At 41.0% G+C, this 13,972-nt stretch carries 14 protein-coding genes; all 14 read left to right on the top strand.

The window, feature by feature from the left end; translation table 11 throughout:
- Nucleotides 1-31: 31 nt before the first annotated feature.
- The 14 genes from aspD to J7E57_RS09080 all read left to right on the top strand — a co-directional run bounded on the left by aspD (nt 32) and on the right by J7E57_RS09080 (nt 13,965).
- Nucleotides 32-1,678 (top strand): aspartate 4-decarboxylase, encoded by a 1,647-nt coding sequence (gene aspD, locus J7E57_RS09145; RefSeq protein ID WP_215127261.1) that lies wholly within the window; start codon nt 32-34, stop codon nt 1,676-1,678.
- Between the two features lie 28 nt (nt 1,679-1,706).
- A complete protein-coding gene (locus J7E57_RS09140; RefSeq protein WP_215127259.1) occupies nt 1,707-2,756 on the top strand; it encodes a type II asparaginase in 1,050 nt (349 codons plus the stop codon).
- 59 nt (nt 2,757-2,815) lie between these two features.
- On the top strand, nt 2,816-4,006 hold the full coding sequence (locus tag J7E57_RS09135; protein ID WP_215127257.1) for a porin: 1,191 nt from the start codon (nt 2,816-2,818) through the stop codon (nt 4,004-4,006).
- Between the two features lie 20 nt (nt 4,007-4,026).
- Nucleotides 4,027-5,478: a TolC family protein gene (locus J7E57_RS09130; protein WP_215127255.1), complete on the top strand. Its 1,452-nt coding sequence runs from the start codon at nt 4,027-4,029 to the stop codon at nt 5,476-5,478.
- On the top strand, nt 5,478-6,467 hold the full coding sequence (locus J7E57_RS09125; protein WP_215127252.1) for an HlyD family secretion protein: 990 nt from the start codon (nt 5,478-5,480) through the stop codon (nt 6,465-6,467). The genes J7E57_RS09130 and J7E57_RS09125 overlap by 1 nt, the downstream gene beginning before the upstream one ends.
- Nucleotides 6,467-7,651 (top strand): ABC transporter permease, encoded by a 1,185-nt coding sequence (locus J7E57_RS09120; protein WP_215127250.1) that lies wholly within the window; start codon nt 6,467-6,469, stop codon nt 7,649-7,651. Before J7E57_RS09125 ends, J7E57_RS09120 begins: the two co-directional genes overlap by 1 nt.
- Nucleotides 7,620-8,786: an ABC transporter permease gene (locus tag J7E57_RS09115; protein WP_215127248.1), complete on the top strand. Its 1,167-nt coding sequence runs from the start codon at nt 7,620-7,622 to the stop codon at nt 8,784-8,786. Before J7E57_RS09120 ends, J7E57_RS09115 begins: the two co-directional genes overlap by 32 nt.
- 25 nt (nt 8,787-8,811) lie before the next feature.
- Nucleotides 8,812-9,900: an AI-2E family transporter gene (locus J7E57_RS09110; RefSeq protein ID WP_215127246.1), complete on the top strand. Its 1,089-nt coding sequence runs from the start codon at nt 8,812-8,814 to the stop codon at nt 9,898-9,900.
- Between the two features lie 279 nt (nt 9,901-10,179).
- Nucleotides 10,180-11,190 carry a hypothetical protein gene (locus J7E57_RS09105; protein WP_215127244.1) on the top strand — a complete coding sequence of 337 codons (1,011 nt, stop codon included), beginning with the start codon at nt 10,180-10,182 and terminating at the stop codon, nt 11,188-11,190.
- 89 nt (nt 11,191-11,279) lie between these two features.
- Nucleotides 11,280-11,618, top strand: coding sequence for a helix-turn-helix domain-containing protein (locus J7E57_RS09100; protein ID WP_215127242.1), 339 nt, complete (start codon nt 11,280-11,282; stop codon nt 11,616-11,618).
- 124 nt (nt 11,619-11,742) lie between these two features.
- A complete protein-coding gene (locus J7E57_RS09095) occupies nt 11,743-12,003 on the top strand; it encodes a helix-turn-helix domain-containing protein (RefSeq protein ID WP_215127240.1) in 261 nt (86 codons plus the stop codon).
- Nucleotides 12,000-12,350, top strand: coding sequence for a hypothetical protein (locus tag J7E57_RS09090; protein ID WP_215127238.1), 351 nt, complete (start codon nt 12,000-12,002; stop codon nt 12,348-12,350). The genes J7E57_RS09095 and J7E57_RS09090 overlap by 4 nt, the downstream gene beginning before the upstream one ends.
- A gap of 240 nt (nt 12,351-12,590) precedes the next feature.
- Nucleotides 12,591-13,004, top strand: a complete 414-nt coding sequence (locus J7E57_RS09085; RefSeq protein WP_215127237.1) for a plasmid mobilization protein — start codon at nt 12,591-12,593, stop codon at nt 13,002-13,004.
- Nucleotides 12,985-13,965, top strand: coding sequence for a relaxase/mobilization nuclease domain-containing protein (locus tag J7E57_RS09080; protein ID WP_215127235.1), 981 nt, complete (start codon nt 12,985-12,987; stop codon nt 13,963-13,965). Before J7E57_RS09085 ends, J7E57_RS09080 begins: the two co-directional genes overlap by 20 nt.
- Nucleotides 13,966-13,972: the final 7 nt, after the last annotated feature.

Below are 13,972 nucleotides of genomic sequence, written 5' to 3'. Positions count from 1 at the left end.
AATCAAATATTGTTCTTAAAATACCTATTCTATGGCAACTAACATCTCTAAAATTAAAACTTCAAGGAGCGCTCAGAAAAAGTTCGAAAGCCTGAGCCCTTTCGAAATTAAAAATGAACTCATCCAGCTGGCGGATGAAAACGCACAGAAATCAACAGGAATAATGCTAAATGCGGGCCGTGGAAATCCAAACTGGATAGCAACTATACCCAGGGAAGCCTTCTTTTTATTCGGACAGTTTGCATTGGATGAATGTCGCAGAACAATGGACGTGGCTGGCGGAATGGCTGGTATTGTACAGGATAAAACAGGAATCGCCAAGCGGTTTGAAACTTTTTTATCGGAAGGTAAGAAAAGCCCCGGACTGGAGCTATTGAAAAAGACCTATCAATATGGGATTAAGCAACATCAGTTTGAAGCTGATGCCTGGGTAAGGGAAATGGTAGAGGCCAGCATGGGTTTTAATTACCCTGTTCCTGACCGGATGCTCGCCCATATCGAGCCGATTGTACAGGATTACCTGCTGCAGGAAATGTGTGCAGGTAAGCCACCCAAAGGAAAGTACGACATCTTTGCTGTAGAGGGCGGAACTGCTGCCATGTGTTATATTTTTGATTCACTCATGCAGAACTTTTTGATCAAAAAGGGAGATAAGATAGCCCTGCTGGTACCTACTTTTACGCCCTATATCGAAATCCCGCACCTGGACCGGTATAGCTTTGATGTGGTCAATATCACGGCTTCCAGTGTAGCTAAGAACGGATTTCATACCTGGCATTATCCGGATGCTGAAATAGATAAACTGAAGGACCCCGCAATCAAGATCGCTTTTGTGATCAATCCAAGTAATCCACCTTCGACTGCCTTTCCTGCCAAAACATTAAAACGTATAGCAGACATTGTGAAAAAAGACAACCCTGGTCTGATGGTGATTACAGATGATGTATATGGTACTTTTGTGCCAGGTTTTGTCTCTTTAATGGCTGCCCTGCCTTACAATACCCTGACGGTATATTCATTTTCTAAATACTTCGGCTGTACCGGCTGGCGGCTTGGGGCTATTGCCCTGCATCAGAAAAATGTTTTTGATGATAAAATTTCTGCACTTGGCGATAAACAAAAAAAAGAGCTCCACAATCGGTATGAGACTATTTCCCTACAACCGGAAAAGATCAAGTTTATTGACCGGCTGGTGGCCGATAGCAGGCAGGTGGCTTTAAATCATACCGCGGGCTTATCTCTTCCCCAGCAATTCCAGATGATGCTGTTTGCTTCATTCTGTTTACTCGACACCAACAATCAGTACAAAAAACTGACCCAGGAACTTGTGAATAAGCGATTGAAATTACTGTGGGACGGTATGGGCATCGAAATGGTACCGGATGTAATGCGGGCAGGTTATTATTCAGAAATTGATGTAATGGTTGGGGCAAATCATTTTTATGGTCCGGAACTCGCGCAATGGCTTAAAGATAATTTTGAACCGGTGGATGTCGTATTTCGCCTGGCCGAGAAAACATCCATAGTATTGCTTAACGGTGGCGGTTTTGGTGGGCCGGAATGGAGTATTCGGGTGTCACTGGCCAATCTTCCTACGGAAAGTTACAGCAAGATCGGAAAAGGCATCCGGGAAATCTTAATGGAATATGTAACCGCCTGGGAAAATTCCAAAAAATAAACCCTTTAATCATCTAAATCTATTTGTTATGAAAAAACTATTTATTTTTTTGTTCCCGCTTTTAATAAGCGTATCTGCGTATGCTCAAAAGTTACCCAAGATAAAAATCCTGGCAACAGGTGGAACAATTGCAGGCAAAGGCGCTTCTGCTGACCGTTCTGCTTATACTTCAGGGGCACTGCCCATTAAAGACCTCATTGCTGCTGTTCCTGGTATAGAAAAAGTAGCTGACATTAGCGGCGAACAGGTTTCCAATGTGGGTAGCCAGGACATGAGTGTAGCCATCTGGATGAAGCTGAATCAAAGGATCAATGAGATCTATAAGAACAACGAAGCAGATGGGATCGTCATTACCCATGGTACCGACACACAGGAAGAAACGGCTTATTTTCTTTCTTTGACTGTCCGTTATGATAAACCGGTTGTGGTTACCGGCTCGATGCGCCCTGCAACGGCTATAAGTGCTGACGGGCCAAAAAATCTGTACGATGCGGTTACGCTGGCAGCTTCAAAACAGGCGGCACGCAGCGGCGTTTTACTGGTATTTAATGAATATATCTTTTCCGGAAGAGAAGCCGTTAAAACCAGTACCACACATTTAAATGCTTTCACTGCACCAAACAGCGGTCCCATTGGGCAGGTATATGATGGTAAAGTGGTCATGTATGAAACCCCTACCAGAAAAACGAATAAGAATACCCCTTTCGACATTACCGGAATGACTTCATTGCCAGAAGTAGCGGTGGTAGAGCTGTATGCAGATGCCCCGGCAACAGCAATTAATGCCTATGTTGCTGCTGGCGTTAAAGGCATTGTGACTGGTGGTTTAGGGAATGGGAATTTGAATAAGACCAACATGGACGCTGTGGCGGCTGCGATTAAAAAAGGAATCCCTGTGGTAAGGGCTTCGAGGATCCCCACCGGAAGGGTAACATTATTGGATGAAACGGACGATGAAAAGCTGGGAACTATTGTGTCAGATGATCTGCTTCCGCAAAAGGCACGTATCTTATTAATGCTTGGGCTAACCAAAACAAGTGATAAGAAACAACTGCAGCAATACTTTTTTGAGTACTAACTCTTGAACGGGGGAATTAACAATGGTTAGTTTCCCCTTTTTATTTTAATTGTATGAATATGCGTATATTTAGTTCAGTACTTTTGCTGTGTTTTGTTTCTGCAAAGCTCTGTGCCCAGCAACATAAACAGGCCGATACCACAGTGAACCATACCGTTCCTTTAATCACAGCTAATAAAGCTGACCTGCTAAATAATGTGGATGTTATTGTGAACACCCAGATGGGTTTAAATAATAGTTTTAGCAATGGTAGTTATACCGATAGCAAATTTGAAGTAAACCAGTTCAGGCTTGAAATTAAAGGAAATGTATTTCAGGATAAAGTGTTTTTCAGGTTTCGTGATCGCTACACCAAGGATCCAGAAGTGCAATCCGTTGATAACATCACCAGATCTACTGATCTGGCCTTTATTGGTTATAACATATCAGAGCGGACAAGTATTACCATTGGCAAAATGTGTGCAGCCTGGGGAGGTTATGAGTTTGATATGAACCCCATTGATATTTATCAGTACAATGATATTGTAGATAATGCGGATAATTTTTTAACAGGGGTACAATTCAATTGGAAGGCTTCAGCTAATCATACTCTTTCTGCCCAGGTACTAAACTCGAGGACTAAAACTTTTACAGAGCTGTACAAGAATGTTCCTGAGCTTAAAGAGGCTAAATTTCCGGCTGCTTATGTGGGCACGTGGAACGGCAGTTTTCTCCGAGGTAAATTTCAGACCATCTGGAGTTTCAGCATTTTTCAGGAAGCCAGTAAAAATGGTAATCCGGTAAATATGTACTACACAGCCCTAGGCAACCAGTACAGATCGAAAAACTGGCTGGTTCAATATGATTTTAAATGGAGCAGTGAGCAGCTGGACCGTACAGGGGTAGTCAGCTCGCTAATCCCGGAAAGCCTTTTAGGTCATGCAGCTCAGCATGTAGACTATAAGGAACATTGGCTCCGGTTGGTTTATTCCATAAATCAGCAGTGGAAGGTCTCTACTATTGGTATGGTGAGTACCGCACATTGGAAAGACGTTCCTGATGTGGCAAACTCCAAAAGGTTAAGGACTGCTTGGGGGATTATTCCTTCCGTTGAATTTTATCCGATAAAAAATTATAACCTCAAATTCTTTGGGGCCTATGTTGGAAGGTACCTTGAATACAATGCTTATTCAAAATCTACTTATAATCAGGCTAATAGCAACAGTGGCAAAATGACAATTGGTATTTCTTCGCCGCTCTTGATCTTATAACACCACTCTATGAATAGCTTATGGCAATAGCAAATATAAAATTTGGAACAGCAATAGTTCTATTGCTGGTTTTACCAATTCTAAGTCTTGGACAAAATACAACTTTACAAAAATGCCTGACCATTGCAAATGAAAACAATTTATCAGTTAAACAAGCAAAATCTGCACTATTATCCAGTCAGTATAATTTGCAGGCTGAGAAGCAGAACTACTTACCCAAGGTAGATCTGCTGTCTAGTTACACTTACCTAAGCAGCCCATTAACGGTAAATTTACAAACAGTAAAAGATGGCATTGTAGAGGGATCATCCAGGCAAAGTGTTAATGCCGCAAATGAAGTATTTAAAGAGGTTACCGGTAGTGATTTGTCCCAAGCAGCACAGGATCGGATATATAATGCTTCCAAAAACATTATCGGGGGCATTTACCCTGATTATAATCCGAGCTTAAGTAAGCAATCTTATTTTGTTGCCGGCTTAGGTGTAAGGCAACCCATTTTTCTGGGAAACAAACTGGACGCTGCCGGCAACCTCGCTCAATCTCTTGTGAATTCTGCGGGTATTAATGTTGATCTTGTTAATAAGGAAGTAGATTTTTTAATTGCTGCACAATACCTGCGCATTTTATACTTAAACACCCTGTTCAATAAGCAGCAGTTAATGGTAAACGCCCTAACCAAAAATAACACTTATGCTCAGGAACTGGTGAAAAACCAAATACTTGCTCCTTATCAGAAAAGCTGGACAAATGTAGTGCTAATGCAGGCCGCAAGCCATTTTAACAACATCAAGCTGGCGCAGCAAAATGCGTATATAGAACTTAACAAGCTACTGGGCGTACCATTAGACTCTGCAATCGTAATTACAGATACACTGAAGTACGCAGCTATTGAGCCATTTAAACCTGAGGGCGATTTTTGGGGGTCTAATCCAGTATACAAAATGGCTGGAAGTAAAATCTCTTATGCTAAAACAGCCGAAAAGATCAGTAAGTCGTTTTCTTTACCCAATATTTTTGCTGTTGGAAATTATAATTTATATCAACGCGATCTGCCCCTTCTTATGCCCGACTGGTTTATTGGTGTAGAATTGCAGTGGACGCTTTTTAATGGACAAACAAGAAAAAGAACACTTGCTGCCCGGCAACTGATAGATGAGGCAAAACTTGCTGAAGAAAACGCAAGTCTGGGTATACAGGTTTTATCTACAGTTGCAAGAAACAAGATGAAATCACTTCAAAATGAAGTTACTTCATTGGATAATGCCAGAAAGGAGGCCCATACCACAAGCCGTCTCATCACTGAGCGGATGAAAAACCAGCTCTCCTCGCCAAAAGATGTAAATGACGCTTTATTGATAGAAACAGAAATTGAAAAAGGCTATCATACCGCAGTGTTTGGTTACTTTTTAGCGGCAGCAGAATATTTCAACAGCCTAGGTAAACCACAGCAAATAACTCAATATATCAAGTAATGAAAAATCTTCTAAAAAACTATTGGGCACTGCTCATTCCTATATTGGTAGTAATTATTGCTTTATTTTTCTTCTTATCCAGCAATACGGAAGATGAGAACAACTTTGTTGGCATGGTGGATGCCGCTAGTGTGGATGTTGCGGCAGAATTTCCCGGTAGGTTGGATTCGCTGCTTGTTGAACAGGGTGACACTGTGAAATCAGGACAATTAGTAGCAATACTACGTTCAAACGAAATAAATGCTATTAAAGCTCAGGCCCTTTCAGCTATAGATGCAGCCAAAGGTCAGCAAGAGTTGTTAACCCACGGTGCAAGACCAGAGCTAATTGAAGCAACCTCTAAACTCTATCAGATCAGTCAGGAACAGTACAATCTTTTTAATACCACCTATCAGCGCATGCAGCGTTTGTACAATGCTGATGTGATATCGGGGCAAGAGAAAGACGTTTTCTATTTCAAGTATCAGGCAGCTAAAAAAGAAATGGAGACTGCCGAACTGAACTTAAAAATGCTGAAGAACGGTACAAGACCGGAACTGCTTAAAACGGCTAATGCTATTGTAAAACAGGCAGAGCAGGCATACGAGCTTACAAAGGCTCTTGGTGACAACACCAAAGTTTATGCCCCTGCAGATGGAGTTATTTCGAGTCTGGTTACCCATCAGGGTGAGATCGTATCAATAGGTTACCCGATGATGACTATTGAAAAAAAGAACTCCACACTTTTACGTTTTAACATCAGGCAGGACAAGGCCAATTTACTAAAATTAGGAGCAGTAGCCTTTGTAAAAGTACCCGGATGCGAACCTGAAACTTTCCCTGTAAAAGTAACCTCAATATCGCCAACACTTGAATTTGCCAATTGGGTGCCATCAAAAGATAAGGGACAGTTTGAACTTAGAACCTTTACCATAGAACTTAAGCCCGAAAACCAATTGCAGGTAAAAGGGTTACGTTCTGGTATGACTGCATCATTAATTCTGCCCTAATGAATCGTTTTGGCCATATCATCATTAGGGAATGGAAGCGCATCCTCAGCTTAAAGGTATTTTACCTGGTTATGCTGGTGGTTCCTGTGCTTCTGTTTTCATTCTATGCAGTAATTTATCAAAAAGAAGAAGCCAAACATCTATCATTTGCCATATGGGATGATGACCAAAGTCCGGTAAGCCGGCAGCTTATCTTTTTACTTGAACAAAGAGAAGCATTGAACATTACCAGAAGGGTAAGCAGTGAGGTCGAAGTTGAAAGACTAATACAACAGGGCAAAATATTAGGAGCTGTACATTTCCCTGTAAACATGCAGAAAGACATTTATAGCAGGCACCCGGTTAATGTAACGCTTTATACCGATGCAGCAGCTCTGGTACCCGCAAAAATGGTATATAAGGCAGTGGCCGAAGTTGTAATTACGGGAAGCTCGGGAGTAATTTTAGAGAAGCTGATTAAAACAGGGATGAAAGCTGATCAGGCTATGGCGCTTGCCAATCCAATTAAACTAAATTCTTATCAGCTCTATAATGCGAGTTACAATTACCAGGAGTACCTGGTACCTGGATTAATAACCGTTGGCATGCAAATGATACTGATCATAAGCAGTATGCTGGCCTTGAATTATGAATGGAAAACTGGGACAATGCAGGAACTATATGAGTTATCCAATGGTTCTGCACTAGTCGTAATTGCAGCTAAAACCATTGCCCATCTTGTGATTAGCTGGCTTAATTTTATACTCATCGCTTTTGTAGTATTTCCCTTCTTTGATATTGGAGTTCCGGCTGCTACAGGTAAATTCTTTGTCATTTATACCTTACTCTCATTAGCATGTCTTGGAATCGGTATCTTTATTTCGGCTTTATTTAAAGATGTAATGCTCTCCGGGGATACTGCTTTATTTTACACATCTCCAGCATTCGTTTTTAGTGGATTTACCTTTCCAAGATGGGCCATGCCCTGGTATGATCAATACTATGCTACCATTATGCCTTACACACCATTTCTGGATGCCTTTTTTAAAGTTTACTACATGAATTTACCATTGCATTATGCACAGGCAGATTTAAATAAACTTTTATTGTTTTGCGCAGTGATGTTCCCGACTGCAATTCTTTTATTCCAACGTCAGTTTAATACCAGTACAGATGAAAAAGCAATCGGGACAGTCCATAATTAAGCTCTTTTTAAGAGAGGCCGCTCTTGTGCCAAAGGACCATAGTTTGCTCCTAACTTTATTGATTGCGCCATTACTTTATGCTTTTTTTTATGGAAGCATTTATATGAATAAAGAAGAGCAAAATGTAAAGCTTGCAGTTGTTGATGATGATCATTCAAGGTTGTCATGGTTGCTGCAACAAAATATCGATAATTCACCTATTGTTGAATTAATCCATTTCCCTAATCTGGAAGAAGCCAAAGAGCAGATGTATCGGGGAAATTGCCAGGGATATTTTTACATTCCAAAAGGTACAGAATCCAATTTACTAACCTTAAAGCAGAGCAATGTGGTGCTTGCCGTAAATGCAGCCCGGTTTCTGCCCTCAAGCGATCTCTTAATGAATGTACAGCAAATATGCTTGACCATTGGAGCAGGTGTACGTTTACAGTATTTCCAAAAGAGCAAAGGTATGAGCTCAAAAATAGCAATGCAAAACGTAATGCCTATAAATTTAGATTACAGGCCGATGTTTAATGAAAGATCAAGCTATGGCGCCTTCCTGCTTCCGGGATTATTGGCATTAATTCTACAGCAAACCCTATTGATAGGTTTATCTGAAAGTGTGGCCGGAGAACGGCAACATTCACGTGTGGGCGAGTGGCTAAAGGGAGGAATTTCTACCGGAATTTGGGGGAAAGGATCATTTTACCTGTTTTTATTTGCCGCTTATGCTTTTTTCTTTCTGAATGTAAACTACAGCCTGCTCAATTTGCCGATGCGCGGCAATGGTTTCGAATTGAGTGTTTTATTGATACTGTTTATTCTTACGCTCATTCCTATGGCCCAATTTATAGGATCGCTGTTTAAATCGCAATTAATCTGCCTGCAAATGATGGCCTTCTCTACCTATCCGATTTTTCTAATCACAGGATACTCTTGGCCGTTCGAATCGCTACCACAGGCGGTACAGTGGATTTCAATGCTCTTACCGACTACACCATTTATTAAAATGTATACGGGTATTGTGCAATCGGGTGCTGGTTTATTCAGTCAGCCTGGAACATTGTTGCATTTAGTATTGTTATGGTTATTTTATAGTGGCTTAGTGTACTACCGGCTCAAGGGTATTAAAAACAAGGTAGCGACAATATAGTCCTTAAATAATTTATTCTCATCATATGAAGATCAAACCGGAATTCACTATATCAACCCCGCGCAATCTTATAGAAACGAGTTTATTGATACTGGCGCTGTTGGCCTTACTGTTTGCCCTGTACGATGTGTTCAAGATTTTTTTTGGAGTATTTACCTTTGCAATTATCTTTTATTCCTCTTTTGCAGGTCCTTTTGAACGTCTTGTCTGGCTACTAGCTAATCAACGAAAACTTGCGGGAATCATATATGCGCTTATTCTAATTCTAGTGATTGCCTTGCCTTTTATTTTTATGATTACTGCACTGGGTAAACACATTGGGGATATAGCCCATTGGATGGAAGCAGTTAAAACACACGGGGTTCCGCCATTACCTGAAAAGATAACTAAGCTGCCTTATACTGGTGAAAGTATTGCTGAATTCTGGCATCATTTGCAGGAAAACCCACAAGAGGCTTTGATTGGCCATAAACATCAGATCAAAGATGTCTTGCATCATTTGCTTACTGGTGGGCTAGGACTGTTGGGTACCGGTTTACAACTTATTTTTGGAATTGTTGTTTCTGCTTTTTTTTTGGCTGGTGGTAATGAAAAATTAGCGCCTGTTAAATTAACTTTGCAGCAGTTGTTGGGTACACGGGAGGGGCTGCTTTTCCTGGATGCAATTGATCAGGCGATTAAAGGTGTGTCGGTTGGGGTGATTGGTACTGCATTTTTTGCTGCTGTTTTTTCCTGGATTGGATTTGCAATAGCGGGTATTCATTTTAAGTTGATCCTTACCGCATTGGTATTTTTTTTCGTACTGCTGCAAATGGGACCCTTGCTGATCTGGCTACCCCTGGTGATCTGGGCAAGTATGCAAGGTCATACAGCAACAACAGTTTTTTTAATAGTGTATGGTTTGTGTCTACTAATTGCCGAAGGCCTGCTTAAGCCCATTTTAATTGCTAAAAGCGGTGGAAAAATTCCTTTTCTGGTATTGTTCATTGGAGTAACCGGAGGCTTGGCTGCCTGGGGATTTACAGGGATGTTTAAAGGAGCCATAATTATGGCAGTTTCCTATACAATTTTCAACTCCTGGCTGAAAAAAAAGCAAAGATATTCGAAGGCCTAGCACTTGGCACAGTAGCGGCCAAACTTAGTTAACACAATATTGCAGCCAATTCCACGTACACAAGACGCTTATTTTAATAACATAATGTAAATCAATATGTTATGATAAACTAGAGGAGTTTGATTATAATTATGTCTTCTTTTGTATTAAGCATATAATTTTTTGAAAATCATAGTATACGATAAAATCAATTCAACTGCCAAGCCTCTAAGTTTTTGAGAAAAATAGCTAATTTAGTGAACGTTGATTTTACTAGCGTTCATAACGAAATTAATTGATATGCAAAACTTAGCCATTTTTTTAACCCGTTTACAAACTTTTGATTTACAAATTATTACCAAAGGCGAACTACAAAACCGGGTAAAGGAGGAAGCGGAGAAACAAGCCTACAGCCTTGTTCATGAAACACAGTATTATAAGTCGTTTAGCTATAAGAGTGAAACTAGGGTATTGAAAGATACTGCACTGATAGACTTGCTATCTCTTAATGACATTAGTATAAAAAGGGAACTTGCACAACTTAAAAAATTAAAAGAGAGGTTTAAACTGTTCTGGACGAACTTCCAGCAAAGTTACAGTGAATTACAGGCAGAATATCCCCGTAATTATATCTTTTCAATCGGCCTCGACCGTTTATTTATTGTCAGGAATCTGCAACCCGATCATAGCGATATTTATATCGGCGATGAATTTGTGGAGAGCTTGAGTGATTCTGTCAAACTCCGGGAGATTTTTTTAAATGAACTAATCAATGACATAGAAGAAACACTATACCCTAAAGAAACGTTTGAGGAATGGAAAGCAAGACAGAAAAGCCCGGAAACAAACGAAAACATAAGTACTGATCTATCTGCCAAAGTTTCTTTTAATGAAGATGCAGGCTTGCCAAATTTCAACGAATTGGTTACCGCTGATTTCCTGCAACTGATGAAAATCTATTTTTCCGAAGCACATCATATCGGGCTTACTACTTTAATCAATACTGGTGCAAAGCCTGAAAGTAAGCTTATCTTTAAGGGAAATGGTAATCAGCTTGCCGATGCTTTCAAACAGCTTTATGAAGCTAACCTGATTGTGGGTTGTAAAAAATCTGATCTCGAAAGGTGGATTGCCCAGCACTTTCTATATGCTACCGGAGAGGTACCAAAAGAATATACCGAAGGTTGGCTAAGCTCTATAATCTCTACTGATACCAAGTACTGTAAATCCCCGATAATGGAAGTTTTAATAAGGGAAAAGATTTCTACCATTATTCCCACTGTCAGAAACAAGAAAAACAGTAAATATTAGTAAGGAAACAGTAAGGATGCGGTTTAACCTGTTGTAACCGTACAAAACAAGCCTGTACCATTGCAGTATCAAAATAAAATATACTGTATATGAAGTACACATTTGAACAATTGCCGGAAGCCATCAGTACCTTACACGAAAAAGTCGATAGCATTAAAGACCTGCTAGTGGAAAACCAACAGGCAAATCAATCCCCCCATTCAGACTTATTAACGATTGTCCAAGCTGCTGAATTTCTTAAACTTTCCGTACCCACACTTTACACTAAGGTAAGCCGTGGCGAAATCCCTGTAAACAAACGGGGTAAAAGACTTTATTTCTCTCTGGCTGAATTATCCGCTTGGATAAGAGCGGGCAAAAAGAAAATCGTAGAGGGAACTCAAAGCGACATTAAACATAAGTGTACGGAGGAAATCCCCCCACCATAATAGGCTGTATATCTACATAGCCATATAGCTGATAGGCTATGTATCTACCCAACCATATAACCAGCTACCGATACCTACTCAAATACTAAAAGTATATGCAATCATCAAATAAAGGAGGTTAAGAATGATAGTAGAGATTATCACCAAAGACGATTTAAGGCAGTTTAAGGCCGAATTGCTGAATGGCATTAAAGATATTGTTAAACCACAGGAAAAAGCGAAGGAGTGGCTTAAAAGTGCGGAAGTACGCAAAATGCTTAATATCTCACCGGGCACTTTACAAAACCTTCGCATTAACGGAACATTGCGGTACACAAAGATTGGCGGGATGATGTATTACAAGTTAGAGGATATTACCAGACTATTGGAGGGAGATCAACAATGACAGAAACCAGCATTAAAAGTAAGACCGCCAATTACAGTAAATGGATCGGGCGCATAGGTGCTGATAACAGAATGCAGGCTACCCATGTCAGCCTGTTTACTGCGCTCTTTGTTCTTTGGCACCAAAGCGGATTTAACAATCCATTTACTGTGAGCCGGAAAAAGCTGATGGCTTTTTCCAGAATAGCATCTATTGCCACCTATCACAAATGCATCCGTGAATTGGATGCATTCGGGTACATCCGTTACCAGCCTTCCTATCATCCTATAAAAGGAAGCCTTATCTGGTGGCCGCACGAACCTGAGCGGCCACCAGATAAGAAAAAGGTGCCGGGAAACCCGGCGTAGTATTTACCCGGCCGCTCCCTTTGGGAGCCATCCGGGTAATGGAAACCGCAGGAAGTAAGGCGAGGCTTTCAGCACGCCAAACTTATGCGGTTTGTAGGAAGCAAGTTTGTGTTTTTGGTACCCAAAAACTCCGTTCAGCCGAAGGGCTGGAACGGAAACTTGCTTCAAGCTCCCGATGGTCGCAAGAAGATGCAGGGCGCAGAAACAAAGAGCCGATAAGTTATTTTAATACATGAAATTATGACCAGTATAATATCAAAGACGGGTCTAAAAGACCAGATAAATAAGTCAGCTCAACGCCCCAAACATAAGGGTGGGGCACCAAAAAAAAGGATCAGGCGGGAGGTACATGTTAAAGTACGGCTAACCACTACAGAACGTTTCCTGATTGAATCCAAAGCCCGTGGGGCAGGCATGCGGATCAGTGATTGGGTTAGGGAAGCCATCCTAAAAGCAAAAGTAATGACCCGCCTTACAACCGAAGACAGGCGTGTTTTACACCTGCTGGCAGGTATGGCCAACAACTTAAACCAATTAACAAAACTGGCGCACACCAGTGGGATCATGAGTATTGCGATCAAGTGCGGTCATTTGTTAACAGAGATCGATCAGACACTTAAATACCTCAATAGCGATGATGGGAAAAATACCTAAGTCCGGCAAAAGCTTTAAGGGCTGCGTAGAGTACTGTATGCTGAAAAAAGATGCGGTTATATTGGACGCTACGGGTTTGCGAACAGGCGAAGTAGCACATACGATTGCAGATTTTAACATGCAGCGGAAAATGCGCCCTGGCTTGGGACAAGCAGTCGGACACATTGCTTTAAACTGGAGCCCGGAGGACAGCCCAAAACTTACGGATGAACTGATGGTAAGCATTGCTAAGGAATACCTGAAAAAGATGAAAATTTTCGATACACAGGTGCTAATGGTCAGGCATCACGATACGGATCATGACCATTTACATATTGTTTACAACCGTGTAGACAACGATGGCAAAACAATAAGTGATGCCAACCAACGGTGGAACAATGTAAAAGCAAGCAAAGCGTTGACCCTAAAATACGGTTTCCACATGGCAGCAGGGAAAGACAGGGTAAACCGTCAACGGCTTAAAGGAGCCGACAAAGCGAAATACCAAATCCATGATCAGATCAAAGCGATACTACCGAAGGTTAAAAGCATGGAAGAATTGCAAAAGCTACTGGCTAAGCAGGGCATCAATATACTATATAAGTTTAAAAGCGGCACACAGAACGTACAGGGAATCAGTTTTGGTAAAGGTGAATATCAGTTCAAGGGATCGGAAATTGACCGTAGTTTAAGCTACGGAAAAATCAGTAAGATGATTGCTGACCGTATGCAGGAAAAACAGGAACAAGTGCAACTGGCGAAACCTAAAAGTCTGGCAGATGAACTAAGAGAAATTTTAAAACAGTCCGGTAATGAGCCCCATTATCTCAAACAAGGACCCAAAGAACAGTACTTAAGTCATGAACCAAAAACCAATTATCTAGGCTCATTAGGAATTGATATATCAGACGATGTGGATGATGAGGCGATCTATGGCCGAAACCGGAGGAGGCAAGAGAAAGCCCGTACAAATACCAGATAATATAAAC

This window comes from Pedobacter sp. ISL-64, from assembly GCF_018613605.1.
In the GTDB taxonomy this organism is placed as follows: Bacteria; Bacteroidota; Bacteroidia; order Sphingobacteriales; family Sphingobacteriaceae; genus Pedobacter.
The sequence above is the reverse complement of the archived record's forward strand: the minus strand, read 5'-3'. Positions and strand labels throughout refer to the sequence as shown.

Bases quoted from the DNA above. Each gene is read 5' to 3' on its own strand.
- aspD (WP_215127261.1), top strand. From the start codon at position 32: ATGGCAACTAACATCTCTAAAATTAAAACTTCAAGGAGCGCTCAGAAA.
- J7E57_RS09140 (WP_215127259.1), top strand. From the start codon at position 1,707: ATGAAAAAACTATTTATTTTTTTGTTCCCGCTTTTAATAAGCGTATCT.
- J7E57_RS09135 (WP_215127257.1), top strand. From the start codon at position 2,816: ATGCGTATATTTAGTTCAGTACTTTTGCTGTGTTTTGTTTCTGCAAAG.
- J7E57_RS09130 (WP_215127255.1), top strand. From the start codon at position 4,027: ATGGCAATAGCAAATATAAAATTTGGAACAGCAATAGTTCTATTGCTG.
- J7E57_RS09125 (WP_215127252.1), top strand. From the start codon at position 5,478: ATGAAAAATCTTCTAAAAAACTATTGGGCACTGCTCATTCCTATATTG.
- J7E57_RS09120 (WP_215127250.1), top strand. From the start codon at position 6,467: ATGAATCGTTTTGGCCATATCATCATTAGGGAATGGAAGCGCATCCTC.
- J7E57_RS09115 (WP_215127248.1), top strand. From the start codon at position 7,620: ATGAAAAAGCAATCGGGACAGTCCATAATTAAGCTCTTTTTAAGAGAG.
- J7E57_RS09110 (WP_215127246.1), top strand. From the start codon at position 8,812: ATGAAGATCAAACCGGAATTCACTATATCAACCCCGCGCAATCTTATA.
- J7E57_RS09105 (WP_215127244.1), top strand. From the start codon at position 10,180: ATGCAAAACTTAGCCATTTTTTTAACCCGTTTACAAACTTTTGATTTA.
- J7E57_RS09100 (WP_215127242.1), top strand. From the start codon at position 11,280: ATGAAGTACACATTTGAACAATTGCCGGAAGCCATCAGTACCTTACAC.
- J7E57_RS09095 (WP_215127240.1), top strand. From the start codon at position 11,743: ATGATAGTAGAGATTATCACCAAAGACGATTTAAGGCAGTTTAAGGCC.
- J7E57_RS09090 (WP_215127238.1), top strand. From the start codon at position 12,000: ATGACAGAAACCAGCATTAAAAGTAAGACCGCCAATTACAGTAAATGG.
- J7E57_RS09085 (WP_215127237.1), top strand. From the start codon at position 12,591: ATGACCAGTATAATATCAAAGACGGGTCTAAAAGACCAGATAAATAAG.
- J7E57_RS09080 (WP_215127235.1), top strand. From the start codon at position 12,985: ATGATGGGAAAAATACCTAAGTCCGGCAAAAGCTTTAAGGGCTGCGTA.